Annotated in this window: 28 protein-coding genes; 14 read left to right on the forward strand and 14 right to left on the reverse strand. The window is 32.5% G+C overall.

The annotated features are described in order from the left end of the window. Positions 1-149: 149 nt before the first annotated feature. Positions 150-1,073 carry a phosphate uptake regulator PhoU gene (locus tag HYY69_01740; GenBank protein ID MBI3032170.1) on the forward strand — a complete coding sequence of 308 codons (924 nt, stop codon included), beginning with the start codon at positions 150-152 and terminating at the stop codon, positions 1,071-1,073. Between the two features lie 34 nt (positions 1,074-1,107). After that, a complete protein-coding gene (locus HYY69_01745; protein MBI3032171.1) occupies positions 1,108-1,932 on the forward strand; it encodes an A/G-specific adenine glycosylase in 825 nt (274 codons plus the stop codon). 82 nt (positions 1,933-2,014) lie between these two features. On the opposite strand, the gene HYY69_01750 is transcribed toward HYY69_01745, so the two are convergent. Continuing rightward, complete coding sequence (locus HYY69_01750; GenBank protein ID MBI3032172.1) at positions 2,015-2,389, reverse strand: type II toxin-antitoxin system VapC family toxin; 375 nt, start codon at positions 2,387-2,389, stop codon at positions 2,015-2,017. After that, on the reverse strand, positions 2,368-2,580 hold the full coding sequence (locus HYY69_01755; GenBank protein ID MBI3032173.1) for an antitoxin VapB family protein: 213 nt from the start codon (positions 2,578-2,580) through the stop codon (positions 2,368-2,370). Before HYY69_01755 ends, HYY69_01750 begins: the two co-directional genes overlap by 22 nt. Positions 2,581-2,858: 278 nt before the next feature. On the opposite strand from HYY69_01755, the gene HYY69_01760 reads away from it, so the two are divergent. Then, positions 2,859-3,317, forward strand: coding sequence for a YbhB/YbcL family Raf kinase inhibitor-like protein (locus HYY69_01760; GenBank protein MBI3032174.1), 459 nt, complete (start codon positions 2,859-2,861; stop codon positions 3,315-3,317). A 21-nt stretch (positions 3,318-3,338) separates the two neighbouring features. On the opposite strand, the gene HYY69_01765 is transcribed toward HYY69_01760, so the two are convergent. Next, the gene (locus HYY69_01765; GenBank protein MBI3032175.1) at positions 3,339-3,518 is read right to left on the reverse strand and encodes a hypothetical protein; all 180 of its coding nucleotides are present in this window, start codon (positions 3,516-3,518) and stop codon (positions 3,339-3,341) included. A 470-nt stretch (positions 3,519-3,988) separates the two neighbouring features. On the opposite strand from HYY69_01765, the gene HYY69_01770 reads away from it, so the two are divergent. Further along, the gene (locus HYY69_01770; GenBank protein MBI3032176.1) at positions 3,989-4,192 is read left to right on the forward strand and encodes a hypothetical protein; all 204 of its coding nucleotides are present in this window, start codon (positions 3,989-3,991) and stop codon (positions 4,190-4,192) included. Continuing rightward, the gene (locus HYY69_01775; GenBank protein MBI3032177.1) at positions 4,189-4,578 is read left to right on the forward strand and encodes a PIN domain-containing protein; all 390 of its coding nucleotides are present in this window, start codon (positions 4,189-4,191) and stop codon (positions 4,576-4,578) included. Before HYY69_01770 ends, HYY69_01775 begins: the two co-directional genes overlap by 4 nt. Positions 4,579-4,580: 2 nt before the next feature. Here the strand turns inward: HYY69_01775 and HYY69_01780 are convergent, their stop codons facing one another. Next, complete coding sequence (locus HYY69_01780) at positions 4,581-5,648, reverse strand: inositol-3-phosphate synthase (protein MBI3032178.1); 1,068 nt, start codon at positions 5,646-5,648, stop codon at positions 4,581-4,583. 136 nt (positions 5,649-5,784) lie between these two features. Continuing rightward, entirely contained in the window at positions 5,785-6,639 is an 855-nt protein-coding gene (locus tag HYY69_01785; protein MBI3032179.1) for a methyltransferase domain-containing protein, read from the reverse strand. Between the two features lie 101 nt (positions 6,640-6,740). Here HYY69_01785 and HYY69_01790 point away from each other — a divergent pair, with 101 nt between their 5' ends. The 3 genes from HYY69_01790 (at position 6,741) to HYY69_01800 (ending at position 8,199) form a co-directional block, all read left to right on the forward strand. Next, positions 6,741-7,502, forward strand: coding sequence for a hypothetical protein (locus tag HYY69_01790; GenBank protein ID MBI3032180.1), 762 nt, complete (start codon positions 6,741-6,743; stop codon positions 7,500-7,502). 111 nt (positions 7,503-7,613) lie between these two features. Continuing rightward, entirely contained in the window at positions 7,614-7,799 is a 186-nt protein-coding gene (locus HYY69_01795; GenBank protein MBI3032181.1) for a hypothetical protein, read from the forward strand. A gap of 1 nt (position 7,800) precedes the next feature. After that, entirely contained in the window at positions 7,801-8,199 is a 399-nt protein-coding gene (locus tag HYY69_01800; protein ID MBI3032182.1) for a PIN domain-containing protein, read from the forward strand. Positions 8,200-8,212: 13 nt separating this feature from the next. On the opposite strand, the gene HYY69_01805 is transcribed toward HYY69_01800, so the two are convergent. Next, positions 8,213-8,923, reverse strand: coding sequence for a helix-turn-helix domain-containing protein (locus HYY69_01805; protein ID MBI3032183.1), 711 nt, complete (start codon positions 8,921-8,923; stop codon positions 8,213-8,215). Between the two features lie 53 nt (positions 8,924-8,976). Between HYY69_01805 and HYY69_01810 the strand changes: the two genes are divergently transcribed. Then, positions 8,977-9,912 carry a Fic family protein gene (locus HYY69_01810; GenBank protein MBI3032184.1) on the forward strand — a complete coding sequence of 312 codons (936 nt, stop codon included), beginning with the start codon at positions 8,977-8,979 and terminating at the stop codon, positions 9,910-9,912. 36 nt (positions 9,913-9,948) lie between these two features. On the opposite strand, the gene HYY69_01815 is transcribed toward HYY69_01810, so the two are convergent. The 3 genes from HYY69_01815 to HYY69_01825 all read right to left on the reverse strand — a co-directional run bounded on the left by HYY69_01815 (position 9,949) and on the right by HYY69_01825 (position 12,310). Next, positions 9,949-10,128, reverse strand: a complete 180-nt coding sequence (locus HYY69_01815; protein MBI3032185.1) for a hypothetical protein — start codon at positions 10,126-10,128, stop codon at positions 9,949-9,951. A 19-nt stretch (positions 10,129-10,147) separates the two neighbouring features. Beyond that, complete coding sequence (locus tag HYY69_01820; protein MBI3032186.1) at positions 10,148-10,864, reverse strand: hypothetical protein; 717 nt, start codon at positions 10,862-10,864, stop codon at positions 10,148-10,150. Between the two features lie 324 nt (positions 10,865-11,188). Beyond that, positions 11,189-12,310 carry an ABC transporter substrate-binding protein gene (locus HYY69_01825; GenBank protein ID MBI3032187.1) on the reverse strand — a complete coding sequence of 374 codons (1,122 nt, stop codon included), beginning with the start codon at positions 12,308-12,310 and terminating at the stop codon, positions 11,189-11,191. Between the two features lie 120 nt (positions 12,311-12,430). Here HYY69_01825 and HYY69_01830 point away from each other — a divergent pair, with 120 nt between their 5' ends. After that, positions 12,431-13,429, forward strand: coding sequence for a winged helix-turn-helix transcriptional regulator (locus HYY69_01830; protein ID MBI3032188.1), 999 nt, complete (start codon positions 12,431-12,433; stop codon positions 13,427-13,429). A 7-nt stretch (positions 13,430-13,436) separates the two neighbouring features. Here the strand turns inward: HYY69_01830 and HYY69_01835 are convergent, their stop codons facing one another. Further along, positions 13,437-18,479: a hypothetical protein gene (locus HYY69_01835; protein ID MBI3032189.1), complete on the reverse strand. Its 5,043-nt coding sequence runs from the start codon at positions 18,477-18,479 to the stop codon at positions 13,437-13,439. A gap of 130 nt (positions 18,480-18,609) precedes the next feature. Here HYY69_01835 and HYY69_01840 point away from each other — a divergent pair, with 130 nt between their 5' ends. Together HYY69_01840 and HYY69_01845 are read left to right on the forward strand one after the other, a co-directional pair. Continuing rightward, a complete protein-coding gene (locus HYY69_01840) occupies positions 18,610-19,059 on the forward strand; it encodes an Lrp/AsnC family transcriptional regulator (protein MBI3032190.1) in 450 nt (149 codons plus the stop codon). Between the two features lie 48 nt (positions 19,060-19,107). Beyond that, complete coding sequence (locus tag HYY69_01845) at positions 19,108-19,860, forward strand: hypothetical protein (GenBank protein ID MBI3032191.1); 753 nt, start codon at positions 19,108-19,110, stop codon at positions 19,858-19,860. Between the two features lie 8 nt (positions 19,861-19,868). On the opposite strand, the gene polX is transcribed toward HYY69_01845, so the two are convergent. Beyond that, entirely contained in the window at positions 19,869-21,602 is a 1,734-nt protein-coding gene (gene polX / locus HYY69_01850) for a DNA polymerase/3'-5' exonuclease PolX (GenBank protein MBI3032192.1), read from the reverse strand. An 85-nt stretch (positions 21,603-21,687) separates the two neighbouring features. Between polX and HYY69_01855 the strand changes: the two genes are divergently transcribed. Further along, positions 21,688-22,359, forward strand: coding sequence for a hypothetical protein (locus HYY69_01855; GenBank protein MBI3032193.1), 672 nt, complete (start codon positions 21,688-21,690; stop codon positions 22,357-22,359). Between the two features lie 28 nt (positions 22,360-22,387). On the opposite strand, the gene HYY69_01860 is transcribed toward HYY69_01855, so the two are convergent. From HYY69_01860 to HYY69_01870, 3 genes are read right to left on the reverse strand one after another with little or no spacing between them, the layout of a single operon-like run. Continuing rightward, entirely contained in the window at positions 22,388-22,741 is a 354-nt protein-coding gene (locus tag HYY69_01860) for a DUF5615 family PIN-like protein (GenBank protein ID MBI3032194.1), read from the reverse strand. A gap of 9 nt (positions 22,742-22,750) precedes the next feature. Then, on the reverse strand, positions 22,751-22,975 hold the full coding sequence (locus tag HYY69_01865) for a DUF433 domain-containing protein (protein ID MBI3032195.1): 225 nt from the start codon (positions 22,973-22,975) through the stop codon (positions 22,751-22,753). Positions 22,976-23,030: 55 nt separating this feature from the next. Then, the gene (locus tag HYY69_01870) at positions 23,031-24,158 is read right to left on the reverse strand and encodes an ABC transporter substrate-binding protein (GenBank protein ID MBI3032196.1); all 1,128 of its coding nucleotides are present in this window, start codon (positions 24,156-24,158) and stop codon (positions 23,031-23,033) included. 90 nt (positions 24,159-24,248) lie between these two features. Here HYY69_01870 and HYY69_01875 point away from each other — a divergent pair, with 90 nt between their 5' ends. Next, positions 24,249-25,001: a hypothetical protein gene (locus HYY69_01875; GenBank protein MBI3032197.1), complete on the forward strand. Its 753-nt coding sequence runs from the start codon at positions 24,249-24,251 to the stop codon at positions 24,999-25,001. Positions 25,002-25,014: the final 13 nt, after the last annotated feature.

Below are 25,014 nucleotides of genomic sequence, written 5' to 3' on the forward strand. Positions count from 1 at the left end.
GATTCACCTCATATATGTTATCCATAACAACATATATAGTAAAAGTATTATATATCATTTTGGTATATAGTATATAGTAAGAATAGAGCGATATATCTTATATATAGCAAATCGATATATTTATATATCGAAATAGATAACATATGATTGTGAAAAGGAAATTAGTAAAACAGGGGGTGCGTGCATTAACCATCACCCTGCCTTCTGCATGGGTGCAGAAGAATAACCTCAATGCAGGCGATGAAATAGATATTGATGAAATAGATAATAGTATAACTATTAGTACTGAAAAACAGCAAGCTCTTAAAGATATTATGGTTGATGTTTCTGGTTTAGTTCCAAAACTAGCAGATCGTTTTATTGCGCGCGCGTATCAAAAAGGATATGATAAAATAGTTCTCAACTGCGACAATCAAGACATACTCCAAGCTGTTAAAAATAAAGTAACTGAATTAATGGGTTTTGAGATATTGGATATTGGCAAAGACAAAATCGAGATACAAGTTATTTCTTCTAATTTAAACCTTGATTTTGATACATTACTACGAAGAGCATTCCTTATTTTAATGGACATGGCAAAAACCTGCGAAGAGGCTTGGAAAGCAAATGATAAGAAAGCATTAGAAAATATTTTTTACCAGGATTTCGATGTTAATAAATTCACGTATTTTTGTTTGCGGGAGTTAAATAAAAACCAGAAAAGAATTAATTTTGGAAAAACACTTCTTTATTATCTCATTGAAAGCGCAGAAGATTTAGGAGATGAGCTTAAAGAATTAGGAAAAATATTAGCAGGAACAAAGCTTGATAAAGATTTAGTTCAATTAATTCATAACATGAATGATCTTTTTAGAATAAGCTATGAATTTTTTTACACACCAAAGAAAGAAAATGCTATCAAAGCGTTTAAAATTTATAAGCAAATCTCTACTGACATCGAAAAACTCTATGGCACTAAAGATAAAGAATTAACAAAAGCATTGGTAGGAATAGATTTCTCCAACAGAATTATATATCATTTTACCACAATGAGACTGGATACGCTGAAAGAGTTGAGCGGAGAAAAAGAATAATAAGATTAAAAAGAGCGAGAGATTAACTTTATTAATGAGAACGGCAAAACTTTCAAAAAAAGAAATAGCTGCATTCCAAAACAAAATCTACGCGTATTATAACGCCAACAAACGTTCGTTTCCTTGGCGTGAAACTACTGATGCTTACAAAATATTAGTGTCAGAAATTATGCTCCAACAAACACAAACCGATCGCGTTATCAATTTTTATAACAAGTTCTTAGAACAATTTCCCACAATATATAGTTTAGCGCAAGCAGAATTAGGGGACGTGCTTAGAGCATGGCAAGGACTTGGTTATAACAGAAGAGCAAAAGCATTGCATCAATGCGCAAAAGAAATTATGAGAAAATATTATGGAAAATTTCCTGAAAACGTAGAAGCATTAACTGCATTACCTGGTATTGGACATTACACTACCGCTGCAATACAAACATTTGCCTTCAATCTGCCAACAGTAGTCATTGAAACAAATATTAGGACTGTTTATATTCATCATTTTCTAAATAAACGAAAAAATATTGATGATAAACAGCTTATTCCTCTGATTTTGCAAACCATGAATAAACAAAATCCTCGGCGATGGTATAATGCATTAATGGATTATGGCGCCATGCTTAAGAAAAAACACGGCAATCTCAGCAGAAAAAGCAAACAGTATACTAAACAAAGCAAATTTCAAGGATCAGATAGACAGATCAGAGGAATGATTATAAGGTTATTAACAGAAAAGAAAAGAATATCTGAATTACAAATAATTAAAAAATTGAAAATGGACTCAATAAAAATAAAAAAAATACTTTTATACTTAGAAAGAGAGGAGCTTATCAAAAAAGAGAAAAGCAACTATGTTCTTTGACAATAAATTCATCATGTCTAAAATACTTCGAAAGAAATGCCCCTGCTTTTTTTGCTACGCTTATTACAAATCAGTTCATACTTTACACTAATCTCAATCCATGATGCTGTAAACGTTCAAAATGTTTTTTATTCAAGGTCAAGAAACTAACATTCTCAACAATACAAATTGAACCAATCAACAAATCCTTAATATCCAATGTATTCCCTTTTATCTTCAGAGCGCGCTGGATATTTGCAGCAAGTATTGCCGACCGATAATCTAATGATAAAATAGCACATGTTGATAAAAACTGAGTGATTGTTTCAGATTCTTTTCTCCCATACCATAACTCAAATAAGTTTATTGAGGTAATACAGAAATCAGCCCGTAAATGTTGCAAAACATCCCTAATAGATTCATCACCGCGTAGATGATTAATAACAATATCTGAATCTAAACAAATTTGTCTTCCCACGTTTGCCACATCTCACGAGCTTCTCTTACCTTAGCTTCGTCAATACCACCCTTTCCAAAAAAAGACATGAACCGTTGTTTGCTATCTTTTTGATGAATCATTCTACGTAATACCTGGGAAAAACTTTGTTTACCTTTTATTTTTTTAAGAGACGCGTACACATCATCAGAGACACTTATGATTTGCGACATAAGTAATATACATATATACATATATATAAATATTTCGATCTAAAAACCGTTAATTATTTAATCTTCAAAAACACAGTGATACTATGAAGAGAAAAATCCTCAGGTTACTTGTTGTTTTTACCTTTATCATTATTATAATAGGTTGCAACCCACAACAAAAACAATCGTTAATTACAACAAACGATCAAGAAAAAATTGAAAATAAATCTCATATTCCTGAATATACTGAAGAAGAACAAACAATACCTATTGAAAAACAAGATTCAGAGGTGAATACTATGAAAAAATTAACTATAACAAGCAGCACATTTAAACATAATGGAAAAATTCCCAGCAAATATACCTGTGACGGAGAAAATGTAAACCCACCGTTAAAAATAGAAGGTATTCCAAGTGAAACCAAAAGTTTAGTCTTGATTATGGATGATCCTGATGCCATTAAACCAGCAGGCAAAGTATGGGATCATTGGATTGTATTTAATATTCCACCAAAAGTTACTGAAATCCATGAACATGAAGAACCAGAAGGTAGGCACGGGAAAGGAACAGGAGGGAACTTGAATTACAAAGGTCCTTGTCCGCCTGATGCAGAACATAGGTATTTCTTTAAAGTTTATGCATTAAATAGTATGATTGAATTACCCGAAGGAAGTGCAAAAGCAGAGATTGAAAAAGCAATGAATAACCACATACTTGCGAAAGGAGAATTAATAGGAGTGTATGAAAGGAAGAAGTGATAAACCACATTAAGAGAAGTATTATTCGTTTGTAGGATATTGTGAGTAGTAAGTATCAATAATTTCTTTTTTAATATTTTTATATTCCTGTTGTGTGATTATTTTTTTTCTTAAAAGTATTGTGAGAATAGTATCTATATTAAGTTTTGTGTTAAGTATTTCATTCCCAATATCCAATCCACCTAATGTAACTCTTGCCATGTTAATACCCTCTACCAAAATAATAACCAATGATAATAAACACTAAAACCTTTAATTGTTCCATTACTTCTCGGAATTGATTATCATAAAACAAGCTTATGATCATTACGATTAGATAAGATGATATGACGACTAAGGCAATATAATTTGTAACTTTGAGTTTGCTCCTTTCCCTTTCTGCTTGTAACCTTAGTTGAACGGTCTCTCCTATGTCTCCCTTCAAAAAGTAGGATCTATTCGATTTATTAAAGGTATTTTTCATTACAAAATCTCCTTAGTATTTCATCACCTCTAATAAAAGATATAGTTCTGAAATATATAAATATTGTGTAAAGCCACGGGACATTTTTCCCACTGAGCAGGGTGGCGTAGGACATATAAATAGAAGATCAGCTAGGTTGTAGGGGTGATAAAAATAGATAACTTTAAATATAATAAAGTTATACTACAAGTTATACAAGGTGATTACTATGCAAACACTGAGCAAAACACGAAGAATAGGTGGTTCATTAGTAGTCACTATACCTAAAAGAATTGTTGAACAAGAAGGATTGATAGAAAATGAGACCGTAACCATCGAGGTTAAAAAAGTAAGAAGAAGCTTTTTTGGAATAACAAAAGGAAAAGTTTCTTTTTCAAAAGAAGATAAACTAAGAGGACAATTGGAAAAATGAATAAATACGTTATTGATGCTTGTGGATGGATTGAATATTGTAATGGAACTGAAGCAGGAAAGAAAGTAAAGGAAATAATCGATAATCCTAAAAATGAAATAGTAACTAATATCGTAACTATTGCAGAATTAACAAGTTGCTTTAGAAGAAATAATGCTGTTTTTGAAGAAGAAAAAAAAGGAATTTTATCACGATCAAAGATTTTTGAAATCAATCTTGAATTTGCTTCAGAAGCAGGTGTTCTTCATGCTGAAACAAAACAAAAAAGAAAGAACTTAAGTTTATCAGATGCCTTTGTTTTGCTAACTGCCAGGAGAATAGGTGGAAAAATAGTCACTTGCGATGAAGATTTTAGAGGGATGAAAGAAGCGATAATGATCAAATAAGTTCATAAAAGGAAATTCTTATTCTCCACTATTTGATTAAACATCTCAAATGCTTCTCTATCAGACATTTGTTGGGGAGGAGCTTTCATTAAAAATGCGCAAGCATATGCTGCTTTAGGTTGTTGGTTTGTATCAACAAGCAATTTTGCCACTCTTATTGCATCAACAATGGTGCCTGCGCCATTAATACTGATTTCATCTTCGATAACTGAAGTTATGGTTATCGGCATGCAGCCAAATATTTTTCCTTCAAGAGTAATGGTAACCATTTTATGACCTGATGGTTTTCCTTCATATGAAAAATTTACTGTAGGTTTAGCATCTGATGTTTGTAAAAACTGAGTGAGCGCTTCGCTTTTTGATGTTTGTTTTGCTTTAGACCGATATAATAAATTGAAATGATCTGCATTGCTTCCACAATTCTCTTGATGAGATTTAGTGATTATTATGCCGCGCATTTTAAGCAATTCTAATAAACTGCGATTAAGCATCGTAGCGCCTAATTGACTTTTGATATCATCGCCTAAAACAACCAATCCTTTTTCTTCAAAGCGTTTTCTCCACGTTGGAATTACTGCAAGATGAGTAGGAATTGCATTAATAAAACTACATCTTGCTTGAAGACTAGCTTCTGCATAAAAAAGCGTTGCTTGATCACTACCGGTGGGAATAAGATTGATAACAATATCAGTTCTTGTCTTTTTAAGAATTTCCACAACATCAACTACAGGATCTTTACTCTCATAAACAAAAGATCCTTTCATTTCATCAATTATTCCATCGAACGTTGGACCTCGATATACAACAGCATCGTAATCAAACGGTAAAGTAATTTCTTGAGTAACATTAGCTCCCATAGAAATTGCTTCATGAAGTTTTTTGCCAACTTTTCTTTCATCAACATCAAAAGCGCAGACAAAATTAATATCTTTTACTTTGTAATTGCCGATGAGAAGGTGTAATAATCCTGTTGTTTCATTTGGATTTTTGGTGTAGAAAGACACTCCTTCAACCAAAGCTTTAGCAAAACTTCCAACGCCAATAATTGCTACATTAATTTTGTTCATCATAGTACACCAAAGTTAACACTAATTATGTTTTATAGAGATCACCCAACACACGCTGAGTAATTCATCAGCATATTTCTTATTTTACCCTACATATGTAGGTATTCAATGATGAAGACATAAGTAATGTAAATAAATATTATTTTTGCAACACATGCAACGTATGATATTCAGGAACTAAAGCCTGATCAATGCCCAAATAGATTACCTTATCTTGCCGCAATCCTTTGCTTTCAAAAATCCGTTTCCATTGATCAGGACTATTAAAATTAAAAGGAACATTTACTTTTTTATAGGGATTATCATTATAATGAATAATTCTATTGTAAAAATGATCAAAGAATATATTGACGGCAAATTGCTGATCAGGAGTTAGTCTACCAAAATCAGTTTGATCTTCAATATTGTATACAGATTCGATAACAATAATCCTTCCATTCTGTCGTGTAGCTTGAACTGCAGTGTTCAATGTTTGCAATGGATCATCGCTGTGATGCAATACTGTTAACAAAAGTGTTGTATCGTATTGTTGTCCAAGAGATAACTTTACTTCTCTTCGTACTAAACGAAATGGTAATCCGATAATTGGAACATGATGATGTTGATAAATATCAGCAAGTGTTACTTCTAAACCATCATCTGCAAGCAATTCTCCAACTTTTCCATCGCCACAACCAAGATCTAAAACTGTTGAACCAACAACATAAGGTTTTACTTGATCATAGATTAATTGTGAACGTCCTTCCAATGCTGAGGGCAATCGCTCAGTTACTGCTGCTTTTTCTAAAGCACCCCTCGCTTTATATTCATATAAAAATTGATTTTGCTCAGCATACGCAAAAATCTTGCCTATAAGTTTTATACTTCTTGACTCGTTAATTCCAATAGAGCTGAATATAGTGCCTAAGGTTCTTCCAATATAAGCTCTACAAATAGGATCATCTACAATATCCTTAATTTCTTTGATTTCCTTCCCAAACGTGTTGTTTACCATATTTTCACTACTTGATAGAACTAAATAAATAACAAGTATATAAACATTATTCTCCCATTAGGGGGATAAAGTTTAAATAAGAGTGATTATCATTATTATATATGATAGGAGATATAAATCTTGAACCACTTAGGCAGCTTGGTTTAACAGAAGGAGAGATTAAAGTATATATTGCCTTAACCAAGCTAGGAGAAACTACCTCAGGGCCAATAGTAGATGAATCCAATGTTTCTGTTTCAAAAGTGTACAAAATTCTCGAAAAGCTGGCAAAAAAAGGATTAGTCAGCCACATAGTAAAAAACAAAACAAAATATTTCCAAGCTGCTGATCCCGAACGATTGCTGGTGTATAGCCAACAATTACAGGAAAAAATGCAAGCCCAGCAAGAGACCTTGAAAAAAATAATTCCAACCTTGCAAATGGAAACAAAAACAACTGCTACTTCAGCCCAAGTATTCGATGGCTTGCGTGGCATTCAAACTGCGAGGGAAAGAACTTTGGAGATCATGAAAAAAGGCGATGAAATGTGGATCATCGGCATCGCGCGAACTCCATATGACAGATTAACGCCTTATTCTGCAGAATATCACCAGCGAAGATATAAAAAAGGGATCAAATGTTATTATTTGTATAATGATTATGCACGCGAACCTTTTGGAAAACAATCTGCATCATATCCATTAAGCAAAGTACGTTATATGGATGAAGGATTAATTACCCCTGCATGGATGGAAATTTATGCAGACACCATTACCATCGGCATTAACAAAGGAAAAGCATTTTCTATCGTTATTCAAAACCAAGATGTTGCAGATTCATTTAAGATATATGCCAAGTTATTGTGGAGCATGGCGAAGGAATAAACGATATATTTATATATTTACACATATTATACATATCTAAACATAATGTTATATGGAGGTGATATTATGACTACAATGACATTAGCTGTCCCAAATGAATTAAAGCAAAAAATGGATTCATTTCCTGAAATGAATTGGTCTGAGGTAGCTCGGCAAGCATTTACACAAAAAATACATGACATGGAAGTATTAAGAAAATTCAAAGAGAAAAGTAAGTTTACTGAAACTGATGCTTTAAGATTAGGTAAAGAAGTTAGCAAAGCTGTAAGCAACCGACTTCGAAGACTAGGCAAATAATATGAACCTTGTAGTGGATGCTAATGTTATTTTTGCTGCTCTGATTAGAAATAGTTTTAGTTATAATCTTCTATTTACAGATAAATTTAATCTTTTTACCTCTGAATACATATTTACAGAATTTGAAGATCATAAAGAAGAAATCCTTGAAAAAACTGAGAGAACAACAGAAGAGTTTTTCAATATTCTTAATATATTAAAACGAAGAATTACACTTATTCCTCTTGAAGAATTAACTCAATACATTAAGGAAGCACAAGAACTTACACCTGATCCAGATGATATGGTTTATTTTGCTCTCGCATTAAAGTTAAACTGCCCAATATGGAGTAATGATAAAAAGTTAAAACAACAAAATAAGATAATAATTTATCATACACATGAATTAGCAAGATTATAATTTTTAACCATATCTATTCAACATTCTCTCCAAATATTCCCGATAATACTTTACTTTCTGCTTTACGCAGATGTTCTTGATAAGTTACCCGAGAAACACCAATAATTTTAGATAAGCCCCCCAAATTAATATGTCGTGGAAAATGATAATAACCTTCATTGATTGCGAGACGCAATGCTTGCTTTTGCTTTTCAGTGATTTTCGGCATAACATGAGGGATAAATACATCAGCAATATCCTTTTCTTCAATAGCTAATAATTCAACATGAAAATGTTTTTTAAAAATATCATACATGTCAGTAACAATGGATTTTTCCCATGCACCAAAATACCAGTCTTCTTTGCAGTCTTTATGAACAATAGGTTTGAGAAAAAATATTTTTTGAGAATAATAATTAGTGGTGTGATAATCTTTGGTTTCAAATTTCATATAGGACAAGTAAACATTGCCCGAACCTTTAAAATGAAGACAGCGTTTATCTTTACGAACAGCTTTGACAAATTTATCAATGTCCTCTTTTTTGCCGGCAAGAATGTTAACATTAGTATGAAAACGATATTTTCCTTCAACATAGGAGTTTAAAGGATACATTGAGATAACAACATTATATTTGACTGCATTGCTAAGATAAATGCAATTTTTATGACTGACGTTAAAAATGACCGATCCACATACTAAGAAATAGGGGTAATCCATTTTTATATTTTCTCTTAATCTTTGCATATGTAGGCATAAATTTCGAAAAATTTAAATATGTAGTCACCTATTATAAGTATATGCATCTTGAAATAAGAACACAAAATAAGAAGAAAAAGTATTATTTAGCACATTCACTCAGGGAAGGTAGAAAAGTGCATAAATTAAGAAAATTTCTTGGCATTGACCTAAACACAAAACTTCTAGAAGAGCGAAAGAAAATAGCTGAAAAGCTTATGTTAGATGAAATAAAAAGATATAATCTGATAAAAGACCCCCTACATGTCGTGCTTTCTAAAGAAGATCTTGATGTTATTAAGAAACTGCAAACTAAAATTCCTATTAGGATAAAACATCTTTCTGAAGATGATTGGATCCATTTTACTGAAATATTTACTTATAACACAAATGCAATAGAAGGAAGCGAGTTAACTGACAAAGAAGTAAAAGAAATCATAGAAAGAGATATCTGGCCGGATAAATCTAAAGATGATATTGCAGAAGCATACGGTGTTCAAGAAGCAATTGCCTATATTAGAAAAACAAAAGAACATCTATCAATAAAATTAATTAAAGATGCCCATAAAATTGTTTTCAAAAATTCAAAGCATTTTGCTGGAAAATTACGGAGAATTGGAGAAGAAGTAGTTATTAGAGACGGTTTTGGCAATATTGTTCATGAAGGCGCACCTCAAACAAGAATTATTTTTCTGCTGAATGAATTAATTGACTGGTATAACAAAAATAGAAGAAAATATCCTGCACTATTGCTTGCTGCTGTTGTGCACAATCAATTTGAAAATATTCATCCCTTTGCAGATGGCAATGGAAGAGTAGGAAGAATTCTTTTAAATAATATACTTTTAAAACAAGGATTTCCCCCCATAAATATAGAACTTAGCAACCGAATGCAATACTATACTTCATTGCAGGCTTACGAGAAAAATCATGATTTACATCCAACATTGGAATTGTTTATAAAAGAATATAAAGCATTGGAAAAATCATTCAGGTGACTACAAAGTGTTAAAGTGTAGTCACCTAAAATAGAATCAATAAACCCTATTCCCTAATTTCGCTTTTTTCCCAGGCATCAACAACGTAATGCCATCATGCTCTGTATCAACACCCATAACTAACACTTCTGATTTGAAAGGACCAATTTGTTTGGTAGGAAAATTAACCACACAAATAATTTGCCTTTCTAAAAGCTCTTCCTTAGCATGATTAATGCATTGTACTGACTATTGTTTAATCTAGCTTGAAATAAGTTCGAGGAACTGTGCCAGTCACAATATCTCTCAAAGTGTATTTTATATTTCCTATAATCATTTCTTTTCCTTCAGCTAATACTTGTCGTGCTGCATCAAGCTTAGTAGCAAACCCGCCATTTCCATGGGTTGAAACACCACGACACATTGTATACAAATCATCTGAAACCCTGTTTACATAGGGTATAACTTTGCCATCTTCACCAAGCATGCCATCATAATGACCGAGAATAACCAATCTATCTGCGCCGCAACAGCGTAAAATAGTTGCTGCCAAAGTATCGTTATCTTTTCTTAATTGTTCAAAATCAACTCCATCATTATAATTAACAACGGTTATTCTTCTCCTGCCAATATTGTGATAAACTAAACCACTAATATGGTTTTCATGATGCAACAGATCATGCGATGTTAATAAAAGTTGGCTTACCTGTTGAGTAAATAAATCAGCATATAATTGCATTAATTTTGGCTGACCAAGACATGCATAACCTTGTAATTCTACGGCTGTTAAATCAGCATTTTTTCTTGCTTCACCTTCATGCATTTTTCCTAAGGCAATTGCGCCAGATACAACTAAAACTACGTCATCCAGTGTTTCTTCAATCTCCTGTGCTTTTGTTCTAAGAGTATCAAAAGCAATTCCTCCATATGCATCAAACAAACATGCGGAACCTAATTTAATTATTTGTAACATTTTTTCCCTCCATAGCTATCGCTATTTTATATTCAAAGTGAAATATTATTATTAGAAATTAAAGTGACCATTTGGGAATTACATAAGAAAGAGAACAACCTTTTTTATAATCAATATTAAATGAGAAAAACAAAAAAAAATTCAGTCGACAATAGTTAATAGAATTATAAATACGCACAAGGAAGGCAATCACGGCCATTAAGCCTTTGGATGCAATTATATTGTTTCATAAAGATAAGAATAACCTCTAAGTTTAAATATCTTTTGATTTTTGTCAGTAAAAATTTTAAAATTAATAAATCAAAATAGAAAAGATAATAAAAATTATCCATAACCAACAGCTTTATCCCCTTTAATCACTTTTACCTTAAACTGAGGATTTTTCAAATCACCAATATCATCAAAGCTAATAATTTTAGATGAAACACCTTCAATAAGTGTATGTTCAAGCGCTTGTTGAATCTTAACCTTATCATCACCAGCTTGTTCAATAGCTGATAACATAACGTTACCAGCATCATAACCTAATGCGCTGACAAATGAAACTTCAAATGGCTGATAACCTTGTAATTGGACTTGTTTAACACGCTGTTTAAACTCCTCAGGAAATAACACATCAGGAACAGTAAAGATAACATTATCAGCATAACCGCTTTTAATTACTTCATCGCTATCCAACACATCTCCTCCAACAACTTGAATATCAAATTTAATTTCCTTCATCTGTTTAAAAGCTGCGACAGCATTGGTTGGATAAACAGGAAAATATAAAACATCAGCTCCGCTATTCTTTACTTTCAACAATTCAGTCTTAAAATCTTTTTCATCTTGAGAAACACCTGCTTGATATACTACATCTCCGTCCAACTCCATGAAACGTTTGCTAAAAACCTGCTGCAAACCTTCTCCCCAAGCATTCTGAACATAAATTAAGGCAACTTTTTTCTTTTGCAGTTTGCCAAAAATAAAATCTGCTGCATACACACCTTGTGCTGAATCTGAAGGATAAACACGAAAAATATATTCACCAATCTTTGTTAATTCTGGAGCAGAAGCTGTTGGTGTTATTGTTGGGACACCATATTGCTGAGCAATAGGCATTGCAGGAGCTGCTGCTGAACTGCAAATTGGCCCAATAATACCGACTACTTTATCAACACTGATTAATTTAGTAATTGCATTGACACTATCCTGCTTGCATTTGTCATCTTCAACAATAAGCTCAACTTTTCTGCCGTTAATACCACCAGCATTATTTATTTCGTTAACTGCTAGCTGCGCACCAGCCAAAGCATTTAATCCCCAACTTGCAATTTCTTCAGTTAATGGTCCAACAAAACCAATCTTGATTGGTTCCTGATTTTGTTCAGTATTAGCTGAACAACTGAGTAAGAAGATAAGCATAACACTTAAAGCTAAAGCTATGATAGGTAATCTTTTCATCATAATCAACCCTCCAAACGCATAAAATAGGATAAGAAGCCAATAATAGTATATAAAATATTATGTAATATATTTTATCAAAACAATAATATTTATAAATTATATATCATTATAATAAAAAATATGAGTAATAATATCATAAAAAAAGCAATCGTAAAATTAGACAAGAAAGATAGGAAAATACTGTATCAACTTGATCTTGATGCACGGCAAAGTTTTTCTCAGATTGGAAAAAAGGTTGGTTTAAGCAAAGAAGTAGTCAATTATCGGATTAAACGATTGGAACAAGAAGGCGTTATTAAAGGATATTACACTATTATTAATATGAGCAGGCTTGGCTATATGTGTAATCGGTTTTTTATTAAATTCAAAAATGATGATCCTGATAAAGAACAAGAAATCATTACTTATTTTGTCAAGCATCCTAAATATTGGTGGGTTGACAGCATGGATGGCTTTAGAGATTTAGGCGTAGGAAGCTGGGAAAAAACAATTCTTGACTGCCATAAGATGAAAGAAGAATTGCTTGCCAAACTTAAACCATATATTCTTGAGATTGAACAATCAATCTATACAACCTTCCAGATTTATAAGCGAGCTTACCTGATTAATAAAAAAACAAAAGAGAGTAAAGCAATTAATTATATAACTGATGAAACTGCAACCATCGATGAAACAGATGAAAAAATCTTGAGATGCATTGCAGCTGATGGAAGAATGCCACTCCTTGATATTGCTAAAAAACTAAATTTGACTGGGATGATAGTCAAATATCGTATCAAAAAAATGATAGAACAAAAAATCATTCAGGGATTTAGAGCAATGATCGACATCAGCAAAATAGGCTATTATTGGTACAAAATTGAATTCATGCTCAAAGATTACAGCAAAAAACAGGAGATGCTGAACTATTTTGCAGTGCATCCCAATATTGTTTATAGTTATGAAAGTACTGCCCAAGCTGATTTAGAAGTTGAGTTGGAAGTTGAAAGTTATGAACAGTTCAGGAGTATTCTTAATGAATTACGTCACAAATTCAAAGATATTATTGAAAGTTATAAACATCTATTGTGGTATAAGGAGCATAAGATTGTGTACTTTCCTTCAGAAAAAATAGAATAGGAAATAATTAAGATATAATAACAGTATTCGTAAACTTAGTTATTCCATCCTTAACACCATTGTTAGCTGTTACTGCAGCTTGCCATTGTTGTTGAGGAACTGTTTCCTGATGTACTAATAGATCTTCTTTTCCATTAGCTAATTGACTGATTTGCTCTGGTGATAGAACTCTGTTATATACTTTAACTCCATCAATATAACCTTTGAAATCATAAGCTGACTGATCTCGATCTCCAACAACTAATATTCCAAGAAGAGGCAATACTTTTATTCTCGCATCATATACACCATTTTGATAGACATTGCCTTCTGAAGTGATAGTAATATGAGTCCAAGTATTTATCGCGGGTGCTTTTTTAGTGCATGACCATATTGTTCCTGTCCAACTGCAAACTCCATTGTTAATGCTAAAGTATCGCTTTGTTTCTGGGATATAGATGAAATTTCTATATCCTGTTACTACTTCTGGTTTTACCCACAAGCTTACGGTATATTTCGATACATTTATTGGCTGTGCTGTGGTGATTCCAGTATTTGTTGTAAAATAATAAGCGCCTTTCCCATCATAACCAGTATTTGATTTAAACATTGCACCATTGACAACTGCATCATTCTTATTTGTTGAATAGTCTTTTACTTTAGTTGCAGATTCTGCATGTGCTTCCAATGGTAAATTAAGTGAAGCAATTGATATTCCATTCACTCTCCAATCAATGATATTTTTCAAAGGCGGCTCTACTAACTGAGTAAGCAAAAGATTGCTGGTATCTGTTGTTTGTTCTCCATCTGATGAAACAAGCATCGGTGTAAATGAATTAATACCATGTTTAATAGTAATTGTATTTGATATTATTGTTTCAGCGTCTTCAGCGCCATCATTATTAGTTGCTGCAACACTCCAAACATCGTTTGGTTGTGTTTCTTCTGATACAATTATGTTTTGTTGTTTATTAGCAAGTTTTTGAATCTGTTGAAGTGATAACACTTTGTTGTAGATTTTAATATCATCAATAAGTCCTTTAAAATCATAAGCAGATTGATCGCGATCGCCAAAAGAAGCTATCCCTGTAAGCGGTAAAACCCTAATTCTTCCGTCATAGACACCATTTTGATACACATTTCCATCTGACGTTATTGCAATATGTGTCCACGTGTTTATTAAAGGTGCTTTTTTCGTACATGACCATATTGTTCCTGTCCAGCTGCAAACACCATTGGAAATTGCAAAATAGCGTTTTGATTCTGGAATATAGATGAAATTCTTGAAGCCTGATACTATTTCTGGTTTTATCCATAAGCTTACCGTGTATTTTGATAGATCTATTGGTTGTGTGGAGATAATTGCAGCATTATTACCAGCAAAATAATAAGCCCCTTTACCATCATGACCTTCTGTTGGTTTGAACAAAGCACTATTAACAACCGCATCATTCTTGTTTTCTGAATAATCTTTTACTTTCGTTGTTGATTCTGTATGTGGTTCAAACGGTAAATTAAGCGAAGCAATTGATAGATCATTAACACGCCAGTCAAGAATTGCTTGATTTCCTACATAGGATAATTCTGCATCATCTGTAGTGTCAGGTGTTGAAATCAGCGTATTACAAGCTCCATTTTGACATCCATAGCTGCAACTATTTATTTTTGCAGTTGTTGTTTCGGTTACACATTGGGATTGCAATGTTCCTGGATTAACACAAGTAGGTGTTGTTGTTTCTTGATATGAATGGCCATCAGCGCCGCAATAAAGAGACGTTGTTGGATCTCCGCATTGAAGATCAGTTATACAATCAACGTAAAATGTGACTTTTTCTGAAGCCAAAGTAACTCCATTGTTATTCAATGCGACAATTTGAACAAAATAATTTTTATCTTTTTTAAGAGTAATGTCTGTTAGCGTATGTTGTTTCACTATATTTCCTTGATTAGGATCACCAAGCTCTTTGGTAAAGATGAGATTGCTTTCTATATCTTCGAAAATGTTAATGGTATAGCTTATTGGTAATTGACCAACAATAGCATTCCATTTGAAGGTTGGATTTTGAGTGTTAGTTATATCATTTTGTTGAGGATAGGTTATTTGTGGAGAATTATGGTAAAGTGTTATTGGAATGGTTTTGTAGACAGTGTCATATCCATCAGTAACATACAAGGTTAAATTATATGTTCCTGCTTCGCCTTGTTTTGTAGTAAATAAAAAATTACAATGCTTGCTTCCTGCAAAGTCTTTTTCACAACCAGACAATCCTAAAAACGTGAATAATGAATAATCAACAATTCCGACTTGCACTATGTCGTTGTCATCTAAATCTGAAACTATAAATTCAATGGATATATTTTCACCTTCATAAAAAATGCTTTGATAAGAGATATCATTAAGTTTAATGTCATTGATAATAGGTGGATTGTTGTCCAAAGTAAAATTTAGATCATAGCTTGTCTGAAAAGCTTCATAATTGCAACAGCCATCTTTATAGCATCCGCTTGCATCTTCACATCCAAATGTACATTGATACCAGAGTTTTGTAGTTAGAATATATTCTTTGTTTTTATCAAGATTCTGTTTAGATAAAGAAACTGACTGTACTTCACCTGGAGCAAAGTTCAATTCCTTCCAAGGTAAGTTGCAAGAATAGCCATTACGATCAGAAATAGTCGCTCCAAGAAATATTTTCCCACCTATGAGCTGTTGCCAGTAATTCTTAACAGTGATTAGGAAATTAATACTATTGTTTTTTGCTGAATAATCTGCATTAGTAATAAAGGTAAGTGGATGAGTGAATACGTCATTAATTGTCATGATACAACTAATCCATTTCCAAAAACCAAGACATGTATCGCCATTTTTGTTTGAAACTTTGAAGGTGTCTAAGAAATTTCCAAGATCTTTGAGGGGAGTATTAATATGAATTAATCCATATGAATGAATATAAACAGCATTTGAAATCTCCTCATCCGCAAAAATAAGCATATTCTTATAACCATCTACTATTTCTTCTCCAGCATAGACCAACGCAACAAAGATCTGATCTTCAGTAGTACTTTCGTTTGCTTTCTCAAATCCGTGAATAAGCGCTAAACTGACATCCAAAATATTAATTGCACTATCAGCGGTGCCAAAAAAGTTTTTTACTCTCTTTGCCAGAGGATTATTCTTTACAAGATTACTCATATCATCACTAATCTTCCCTATCTCTGTTTGAGGTCCAACGCTATACACTTTTACTTTACCATATTCAGAACTATCAATGATGACTTCTTTTGCAACGTATTCATATTGTCCGAGCTCCAACAAGAAATCATCAAGAACACCTGCAAAATTTTTCATCTGCTGCCCTGTTAAGAGAACCGCAGAATATTTTGGTTCATATTCATCAAATATTTCTTCAAAAACAGTAGTTTCATAAGCGTTAGTTTTGTCTGCTACAAAGATAAAACCTTTTGTATTTATAAAAATGTAATCTACATCTTCACTATTTATAGAACATTGTTTACTATCATAATTACAACTCATTCCATTTTCACAATTATCATCTTTAGTATTTACATTACAATCATTATCTAATTGATCGCAAAGCAATTCACTTTTTTTGGGATTAACATTGTTGTTACTATCATCACAATCAGTTCCTTGGATCAAAGTACAACCACTTGGAAGACAATTAAAGGTTGAACACGTACCAGAAACTGACTTGCTTATACTGCCATCACCATCATTATCACAGTAATACGTCATAGCAGAACAAACATTATTTTCATCTTTTTGAAGATCACAATTGTTATCAACTCCATCACATACTTCAACCGGTACTGAAGGACATTGATTTATACAAAGTTGATGAATTCCACAACTATTTCCATCATACAAACATGTTTTAGAAGAAGAAGCACTTGCATCATTATCATTGCAGTCTCCCTGACAGGTTGTTACGCCGTCATTATCTTTATCGTAACAAGTTGATCCGACATAAAATATTTTTTCGACACTACAAGTACTCGGTGCTTTGCAGTTTTGAACATTTGCAACAGCTTTATATTGTCCTTGTTTAAAGGAACTATCAATAATTACTGGCCATTTTACAACATCACCATTGCCAAAAGAAGGGCTAGTTCTTGTTTCTGTGTAAGGATTGTTAGATAGAGAAACAATATTATTATTACTATCATAAACAGTAATTGTAGTGGTATAACTCCCAGGTTTCCCATTGGCATTTTCTGTTGAAAGATAGAATGTTGTTTTATCATTCTCGACAAAAGAAGTTTCTGGTTGAATATAATTATCATTTTTATAGATGTTGAATCCAGCAATGTTCATCAAAGGATATTTATATAGACAAGAACCAGTTTCACAAACGTAATCTCCTGAGCAGGTTTGGAGGTATTGCTTACTACAGTCAGCATAGATCTGAACAATTTGATTATTTTCGCAGATTTTATCTTCTTTACAGGTTGGTTGTGGAGTATAACCTAAAACCTTAAAAGAAAAATCCTTAATTTGAAAAGACGCTGGTTTAGCAGATGCTTGACCACCTGAATAAACATCCGAAGTGCTGCCTGCTAAAGCAAACGCAGGATTTGTTTCTGAGCTGGATGAACAAACATTAGTATAAATTCTTAGTTGATATTGCTTGCCGCTCATCAGATTATCTTTTGTCGTATCAAGCAATGGAATTTTGACGAAATCAAAGTAATTATTTAGATAACCATATCCTGGAAAATTATAATACAAAGATCCTGCGGCGTTTTCAAAGTCTCCTAACCAACCACTATCAGTAACATAATTCCCATTTTGATCGAGAACTTCAATTCTAAGTAATTTGACACCACAACCTTGCGGATTCAAAGCCTTCAAATTTAATGCTATTGCAGTAATCGTGAAATCCTGTGGTGCAACAAATGTTTGCTGAACATCTTTATAAGAAGGTGAACCACTAAACGCAAAATAAGAATTCTCCTGATCTTGTGTAATATAATATACTTCCCCAGCTAAAGCGAAATCTATTAAGAATAAGAATATAGCAAAATACAACCATAATCGTTTTTTACTCATAATCCCACACCACCAATGATAGTCAACTTATTATACAGAACATCCTTATTAATCTTTTCATCAAAAAATCGAACAAATGTTCAAAAATAAACGAAATATTTATATAATATGGAACAAATAATTCATATTAATGGATATAATAGATGAAATAGACAAAAGAATCATCGAGCTGCTGAAAGATAATGCTAAATTATCCACAAGGGCAATAGGAAAGAAAACCGGTATTCCGATAACAACAGTATATCATCGCATCAGGAAATTAGAACAACAAGGTATCATCAAAAAGTATACCGCGATTATTGATGAGGAGAAGTTAGGAAGAGGACTTTGTGGTTATACACTCATCCATTATGACGCTTCAACCTTGGGTGATGATAAAGTGCGAGAAGATTTGAAAAAAAAACTTTGTGCGTTGCCTGAAGTTGAAGAAATAAAATACTTAACTGGAAGATTTGATATCTTGTTAAAAGCTAGAGCTAAGGATATTAAAGAGTTTGGTGAGTTATTATCAGTAAAATTACATAAAATACCTGGTGTAAAAAACTCTGAAACGTTCTTTGTTATTAATGATATAAAATAGATCATATCTATATATTTTATAAATAGTAAGGTATTTCTCTCTAAAACTATGTTAGATGATATAGTAACAAAAGAAGAAGCAACAACATATGAGGGTGTAACTAGTTTAGCACCATTAGTAGGATATGGATTGTTTGGACTTATAGTAGCAAGACCGTTAGTGCAAATCGCAAGATTTTATGCTGATCATTTTAGAAGAAAAAAACAAGTACAACGAAATTTACCAGAAGCTGTGGAACTTGTTGAAGAAGATCCTGTAACAGCTTATAAAACTTTAAAAGATGTTGCATTAATCAATAATGGAGATCAAAAAGAAGCACAAAGATTAGAGCGACTACGTCTATATGTTAAAGGAAGAGTAGAAAATGTTATTAGAACAGAAATAGAAACAAGCTTAAAAGATGATAATTTGCTAATAACCGGAACAACAACAATTGCTGATTTATCACCTTCGTACAAAGCTATTTATGGAGATAAACTATTAAAATACAAACATGCCTGCCTAAGTTCAGGCATTGCCGAAGGAGATTTTATAAGCTTAGAACATGATGCTGAAGCAAAACCCATCCTAATTTACAGAAAACTCTTAGAAACAAACCAGGGATTAATTAATATTTATATAAAACATATTATTGGTGTACCTCGCAGCAGGTTGCATAGATTAAAAAGAAAAATCGAAGAAAGATTACAACGATGGATAAAAGAAGAAATAAGAGCAAATCTTGATCGTGTTCAAATTAATGAAGAACTTTCATTAGATGATCTCTCTGAAACATATCGCGCAGCTTATAGATTAAAATAAAAATTAGACTATTTTATATTAAGTATTTTTTGAATTTGATGCGATACCTGTGTATTCAATATATTTTTCCCTTCTAACCATCCTCGCCGCGCATTAATAACACCATATTTTAGAAACAATAATTGCTCAGCACTATGCGCATCAGAACTAATAACAAACTTGCATCCTAATTCACGCGCAGTATGAATGTGAACATCAGGCAAATCCATTCTTGTCGGTTGACCGTTAATTTCAAGATAAACATTATTATCTTTTGCAGCTTGGAATACTTTTTCAACATCAAACTCTATTGGTTCACGCTTATTAATATGCCGTGCAAAGGGATGTCCAAAAACATGGACAGGATAATCCTCAAAACAAGTTATTAAACGTTTGGTCATGTCCTCTTTTGACATTCTGAAAGCTGAATGAATTGAAGCAAGAACAACATCAAGTTTGTTGCAAACTATTTTTGATAGCCAAAGTTGGCCATCTTTTTTAATGTCTATTTCTGCTCCTTTAAAAATATGAAAATCAATTTTTTGTTGATCAAATTTCTTATTAAGTTTATCAATCTCCACTCCTTGTTTTAACAAACGTTTTTCATCCAAAGGATTTGCTATACCAATGCCACCTACATGATCGGTAATAACAAGATAGTTCCAACCTAACGACTGAGCTTGTTTTGCCATTGCTTCAATACTATCCTGACCATCACTCCAATCAGTTTGTGTTTGAAAATCACCTTTAATATCTTTAAATTCAATGAGTTGAGGAATCTTGTTTTTAGCTGCTAACTCTATTTCTCCTCTGTTTTCCCGCATTTCAGGAGGAATATATTGCAAACCGAGTTTAGCATACACCTCATTTTCAGTTTTACTGGCAACTAATTTTTTATCTTTAACACGATAAATACCATATTCATTCATAGTCAAGCCCTTTTTTAACGCAATTTTCCGCAAAGCAATAGAATGTTCTTTGCTGCCAGTAAAATATTGCAGGCAAGCACCATACTGCTCTTGTTTAACGACTCTTAAATCAACCTGAAGATTATTCTGCAGTTTAACACTGCTTTTGGTTTCTCCTCGAGCAAGAACTTCCTGCACTGATTCCATACTGACAAAACGTTCCATCACTGCAGCAGCATTTTTCGCAACGGCAAGAATGTCTAAATCACCAACTGTTTCTTTGCCTCTTCTAAAAGAACCTGCAACAGTTACTTGTTCAACACCTGAAACTTTTTTTAGTATACTAACAATCTCATCTGCTATTGGCTCTGCAAATCCCAAAGGCATTCGTCCTTGATCTTGATGATGCAATGCTTCCAAATGATGCAATATAAGCTGCTGACGTTTTTCACCCATGCCTTCAAGCTGTGCAATTTTGTTAGTTTTAGCTGCTTGTTCAAGCTGCTGAAGATTTTTTACTTTGAGTTGATTATATAATAATTTTACTGTTTTTGGTCCTAAACCTTCTATCCTGAACAAATTTTGTGTATCAACAGGAACTTCTTTTCTTAATTGTTCAAGATATTTTAGTTTACCAGTTGTGACAATTTCTTTGATTTTTTCAGCAATTGCTTCTCCAATGCCAGGCAATTCCTGAACAGTTTCCTGCTTGACAAGCTCAGCAATATCCTCAGAAAGATTCTCTATAGTTTGAGCAGCTCTTCTGTAAGCAATTGGCTTCCATTGGACATCTTGAATTTCCAATAAGTCTGCTATTTCATACAATATTTTAGCAACTTGAAGGTTCTTGCGCATGTTTAGTTTATAAGGAAAGAGGTTTATATAGTTTTAGTTGAAATTTGGAGATTAAATTTATAATAAAGAACATCCTTACTAGTATATGCCATTATTAACAGAGATTATAATAAGTATTACAATAACATTGATGATCTTAATAGTAATATTTGGTTTATTAACAATCAATAGTTCAGAACGCAAAGTATTTATTAATGATTTAAAATTATTTTTTAGATGCAAAAAGAAATTTGGTACAGTATACTCAGATAACAAAGAAACTATCTCTAACTTAAAAGGGTTTATTTACTTTGTTGCAGAGATAGTTACTATTTTTTCTATAATTTTTGCAATTGTTACATATTATCAAGATAGAGAAAGAGAATTAGATAAAGAAGAAATAATTATTGAACAATTAAAATTTGAAATAAATTTTAACTTAATAGTTGTTAAACAAATTGAAGATAATACTAACCAATGGAAAAATGATTTAACTTTATTTGAGCATAGGTTTAGATACAGTTTTTTAGAAAAAAGTTCTGAAATTTTACAAACAAGAGAACTAAGAGAAGATTCAATTAAAATACTTGATACATTAATACAAGCTAATGCACTAATGGATAAATATTATAAAGAAAGAATATTGCTGATTGACAAAGAGAATTTATCACCTTGGAAAGAATCATTTAATCTTACATTAGATGAGATATATATTGGTAGTCAAGAGGCTAAACAAAGATTACTCATTTTTCAAAAAAAGCTTGAAATGATTAATTGATCAGAAGTTAAGATATAATTGAAATACATCAATCTCTAATTTTAATCATTTTTGATTTTACAATAGTGATTGAATTATTTAGTCTTTCTAAATTCACTTTTTTAGTTAAATAATTAAACGCTTGAATCATAGAACTCGTACCTTGATTTTTTAACTTAAAAACAACAATTCCCGGATGAGTTTTAGGCGGATAATTAAGGGTATTTTCAAAATCAGAGTCTTGAGTAATGAGAATGAAACCTTCTTTTTTGCAAGTTTGAAAAATCTGATCATCACTTTTACCTGAAAGATTTTGTTGATAAACATCACAAACATAATACCCTAATTGTTTAATAACAATTCCTAAAGAAAGAGGAATATTTTCATCTAATTTAAACTTCAAGGCAATCACCTAAATAATGATTTCCTCTTTTGCTAAGCCAGCCGCATATTCCAATGCGGCATATATGTCATTTTCAGTTAAAGAAGGATAATCATTCAAAATTTCTTTTATACTTCTGCTTTCTGCCAAATTATCTAAGATTATCGAAACCATAACACGGGTTCCCTTAATACTGGCTCTGCCATGACAGATTTTAGGATCTACTACTATCCGTTGCAATAATTTTTGAGCCATGGTAGGATTATAGATGTTTAGATATATAAATTTTCTTGATCTAAACAATATTAAGTTATTCCACAATCACAAACCCACCATTTTTAACTTGCTTAATAATAAATGCATATTCAACATCGCCATTCCTGTCAAAAGATAATGGGCCAAACGAAGTAGGATAATCTTTTACTTGAAATAAATGTTCCTTGACACAGGCAGTATCTCCAGAGCAATCATAAAATGATTGAAACAGTAATTTTCCAGCTTCATAACCCTGAGCTGAAAAATCAGTTGGATCCTGACCATACATCGCGTGATACATCTCAGCAAAATGTTGGAGCTGTTGATTTGATGAATTTAAATCAAACGAATAAGTATAGGTCAATCCTTCAGCAGCTTCGCCGGCAATGGATAAAAGATCTTCGCCTTGAATTGCACGAGTGGCGAATAAAGGAATAGTAATACCCATTTCTCGTGCTTGCTTCACCACATACGATGTTGTTTTAATGTCGCCAGCAATAAAAAGTACTTGAGGATTTGCTTCTTTAATTTTAAGCAATGGTGTTCTAAAATCAGAACTTTCTGGATCATAACCTTCTTCAAGAACAATTGTTCCACCCAATGAAGTAAATGATCCTGCAAAACCATTTTTATGCCCTAAACCCATATCATTATTCACATAAAGAATTGCAACTGTTTGATAAGAGGTAATAATATATTGAGCAAGATACTTGTCTTCAACTTCAGATCTGACAGTAACTCTAAAGGTGTAATCATTAGGAGAGGTATATTTTGGTGTTGAAGAAAAAACTGCCATCTGGACAATTTGATCTTGATTTGCCAAAGGAGCAATAGCCAAACTTGAAGGACTCATACCCGTAATAACACCCGAAATAGTATTCAACTCTTTCAATTTATGATACGCTGCAACCGCCTGTTTTGTATCGCCTTGGTGATCTTCAACATGCAAAGTAAATATATTGCCATGTTGCTGCTCAAATTCGTTTTCAGCCAATAATAATCCTTGATAAGCTTCAGTTCCGTACAAAGCTGAATTTCCTGTTAATGGTATAATAACACCCAAAGAAATAGGAGTTGTAGAATTATTGTTATTAGTATCAGAATTGCAACTTGAGATAAAAAGGAATCCTAATAATAGTATGATAAACATAGATGTTATCTTTGAAATATAGCTTTCAGCCATCTAAAAAGGGAGATAAATCGATTATATAACCTTTTGTTGTAATATACTATAACAACAATATTTATAAGCAGTAAGAGAGTACTTTACAAAATGAATGCAAATCAAACGATACAGCCAATATTAGAAGAGATAGGCTTGGCAGGAAATGAAGCAAAAGTATATCTTGCATTATTGGAAAAAGGTCCAAACTTGGCAGGTGAAATAACCAAAATATCAGGTGTTAATAGAACTAACGTATACGACGCATTGGAGAAATTAACGCAAAAAGGATTAGTCAGCTACATCAATACAGCAAACAGAAAATGTTTTCAGGCAGCAGAGCCAAAAAGATTCATGCTTTATTTGGAAGATAAACAAAAACAGTTAGAACATAAAAAGCAGTTATTCAGCAAAGTTCTCCCGGAATTGCAAGCAAGGAAAAAACTATCAAAACAAGGGCAGGAAGCAACGCTTTACAAAGGAAAAAAAGGACTGCAGTCAATTACTGAAGATGTTCTTAATACTAAAAAAGAACTGTTAGTCTTTGGAGCCGAAGGAAAATTAGTTGAAGTATTCAAACATTATGCAGAACAATGGCATATACGAAGAGCAAAATTAAATATTATCATTAAAATTATTTTCAACGAAACAGTAAAAAAGAAAAAAGCAGGATCGCCTTGGAAAAAATGCATAATGAGATTCACCAAACAAGAAGCAACGCCAGCAACAACATGGGTTTACGGCGACAAAGTAGCAATCATTGTCTGGAGTGAACAACCTATTGCAACATTGCTCCAAAGCAAAGAAATAGCAGATTCTTACAAGGAATTCTTTAAAGTGTTGTGGAAGAATGCTAAGGAATAGAAACATTTAAATA

It is taken from the genome of Candidatus Woesearchaeota archaeon (assembly GCA_016192995.1).
Classification (GTDB): domain Archaea; phylum Nanobdellota; class Nanobdellia; order Woesearchaeales; family DSVV01; genus JACPTB01.

What these genes read in the sequence shown, in the direction of transcription:
- HYY69_01810 (MBI3032184.1), top strand. Translation starts at nt 8,977, where the DNA reads ATGCATCTTGAAATAAGAACACAAAATAAGAAGAAAAAGTATTATTTA.
- HYY69_01875 (MBI3032197.1), top strand. Translation starts at nt 24,249, where the DNA reads ATGAATGCAAATCAAACGATACAGCCAATATTAGAAGAGATAGGCTTG.
- HYY69_01800 (MBI3032182.1), top strand. Translation starts at nt 7,801, where the DNA reads ATGAACCTTGTAGTGGATGCTAATGTTATTTTTGCTGCTCTGATTAGA.
- HYY69_01830 (MBI3032188.1), top strand. Translation starts at nt 12,431, where the DNA reads ATGAGTAATAATATCATAAAAAAAGCAATCGTAAAATTAGACAAGAAA.
- HYY69_01855 (MBI3032193.1), top strand. Translation starts at nt 21,688, where the DNA reads ATGCCATTATTAACAGAGATTATAATAAGTATTACAATAACATTGATG.
- HYY69_01825 (MBI3032187.1), bottom strand. Translation starts at nt 12,310, where the DNA reads ATGATGAAAAGATTACCTATCATAGCTTTAGCTTTAAGTGTTATGCTT.
- HYY69_01870 (MBI3032196.1), bottom strand. Translation starts at nt 24,158, where the DNA reads ATGGCTGAAAGCTATATTTCAAAGATAACATCTATGTTTATCATACTA.
- HYY69_01775 (MBI3032177.1), top strand. Translation starts at nt 4,189, where the DNA reads ATGAATAAATACGTTATTGATGCTTGTGGATGGATTGAATATTGTAAT.
- HYY69_01845 (MBI3032191.1), top strand. Translation starts at nt 19,108, where the DNA reads ATGTTAGATGATATAGTAACAAAAGAAGAAGCAACAACATATGAGGGT.
- HYY69_01790 (MBI3032180.1), top strand. Translation starts at nt 6,741, where the DNA reads ATGATAGGAGATATAAATCTTGAACCACTTAGGCAGCTTGGTTTAACA.
- polX (MBI3032192.1), bottom strand. Translation starts at nt 21,602, where the DNA reads ATGCGCAAGAACCTTCAAGTTGCTAAAATATTGTATGAAATAGCAGAC.
- HYY69_01745 (MBI3032171.1), top strand. Translation starts at nt 1,108, where the DNA reads ATGAGAACGGCAAAACTTTCAAAAAAAGAAATAGCTGCATTCCAAAAC.
- HYY69_01820 (MBI3032186.1), bottom strand. Translation starts at nt 10,864, where the DNA reads ATGTTACAAATAATTAAATTAGGTTCCGCATGTTTGTTTGATGCATAT.
- HYY69_01770 (MBI3032176.1), top strand. Translation starts at nt 3,989, where the DNA reads ATGCAAACACTGAGCAAAACACGAAGAATAGGTGGTTCATTAGTAGTC.
- HYY69_01835 (MBI3032189.1), bottom strand. Translation starts at nt 18,479, where the DNA reads ATGAGTAAAAAACGATTATGGTTGTATTTTGCTATATTCTTATTCTTA.
- HYY69_01765 (MBI3032175.1), bottom strand. Translation starts at nt 3,518, where the DNA reads ATGGCAAGAGTTACATTAGGTGGATTGGATATTGGGAATGAAATACTT.
- HYY69_01865 (MBI3032195.1), bottom strand. Translation starts at nt 22,975, where the DNA reads ATGGCTCAAAAATTATTGCAACGGATAGTAGTAGATCCTAAAATCTGT.
- HYY69_01795 (MBI3032181.1), top strand. Translation starts at nt 7,614, where the DNA reads ATGGATTCATTTCCTGAAATGAATTGGTCTGAGGTAGCTCGGCAAGCA.
- HYY69_01785 (MBI3032179.1), bottom strand. Translation starts at nt 6,639, where the DNA reads ATGGTAAACAACACGTTTGGGAAGGAAATCAAAGAAATTAAGGATATT.
- HYY69_01780 (MBI3032178.1), bottom strand. Translation starts at nt 5,648, where the DNA reads ATGATGAACAAAATTAATGTAGCAATTATTGGCGTTGGAAGTTTTGCT.
- HYY69_01760 (MBI3032174.1), top strand. Translation starts at nt 2,859, where the DNA reads ATGAAAAAATTAACTATAACAAGCAGCACATTTAAACATAATGGAAAA.
- HYY69_01840 (MBI3032190.1), top strand. Translation starts at nt 18,610, where the DNA reads ATGGATATAATAGATGAAATAGACAAAAGAATCATCGAGCTGCTGAAA.
- HYY69_01805 (MBI3032183.1), bottom strand. Translation starts at nt 8,923, where the DNA reads ATGCAAAGATTAAGAGAAAATATAAAAATGGATTACCCCTATTTCTTA.
- HYY69_01755 (MBI3032173.1), bottom strand. Translation starts at nt 2,580, where the DNA reads ATGTCGCAAATCATAAGTGTCTCTGATGATGTGTACGCGTCTCTTAAA.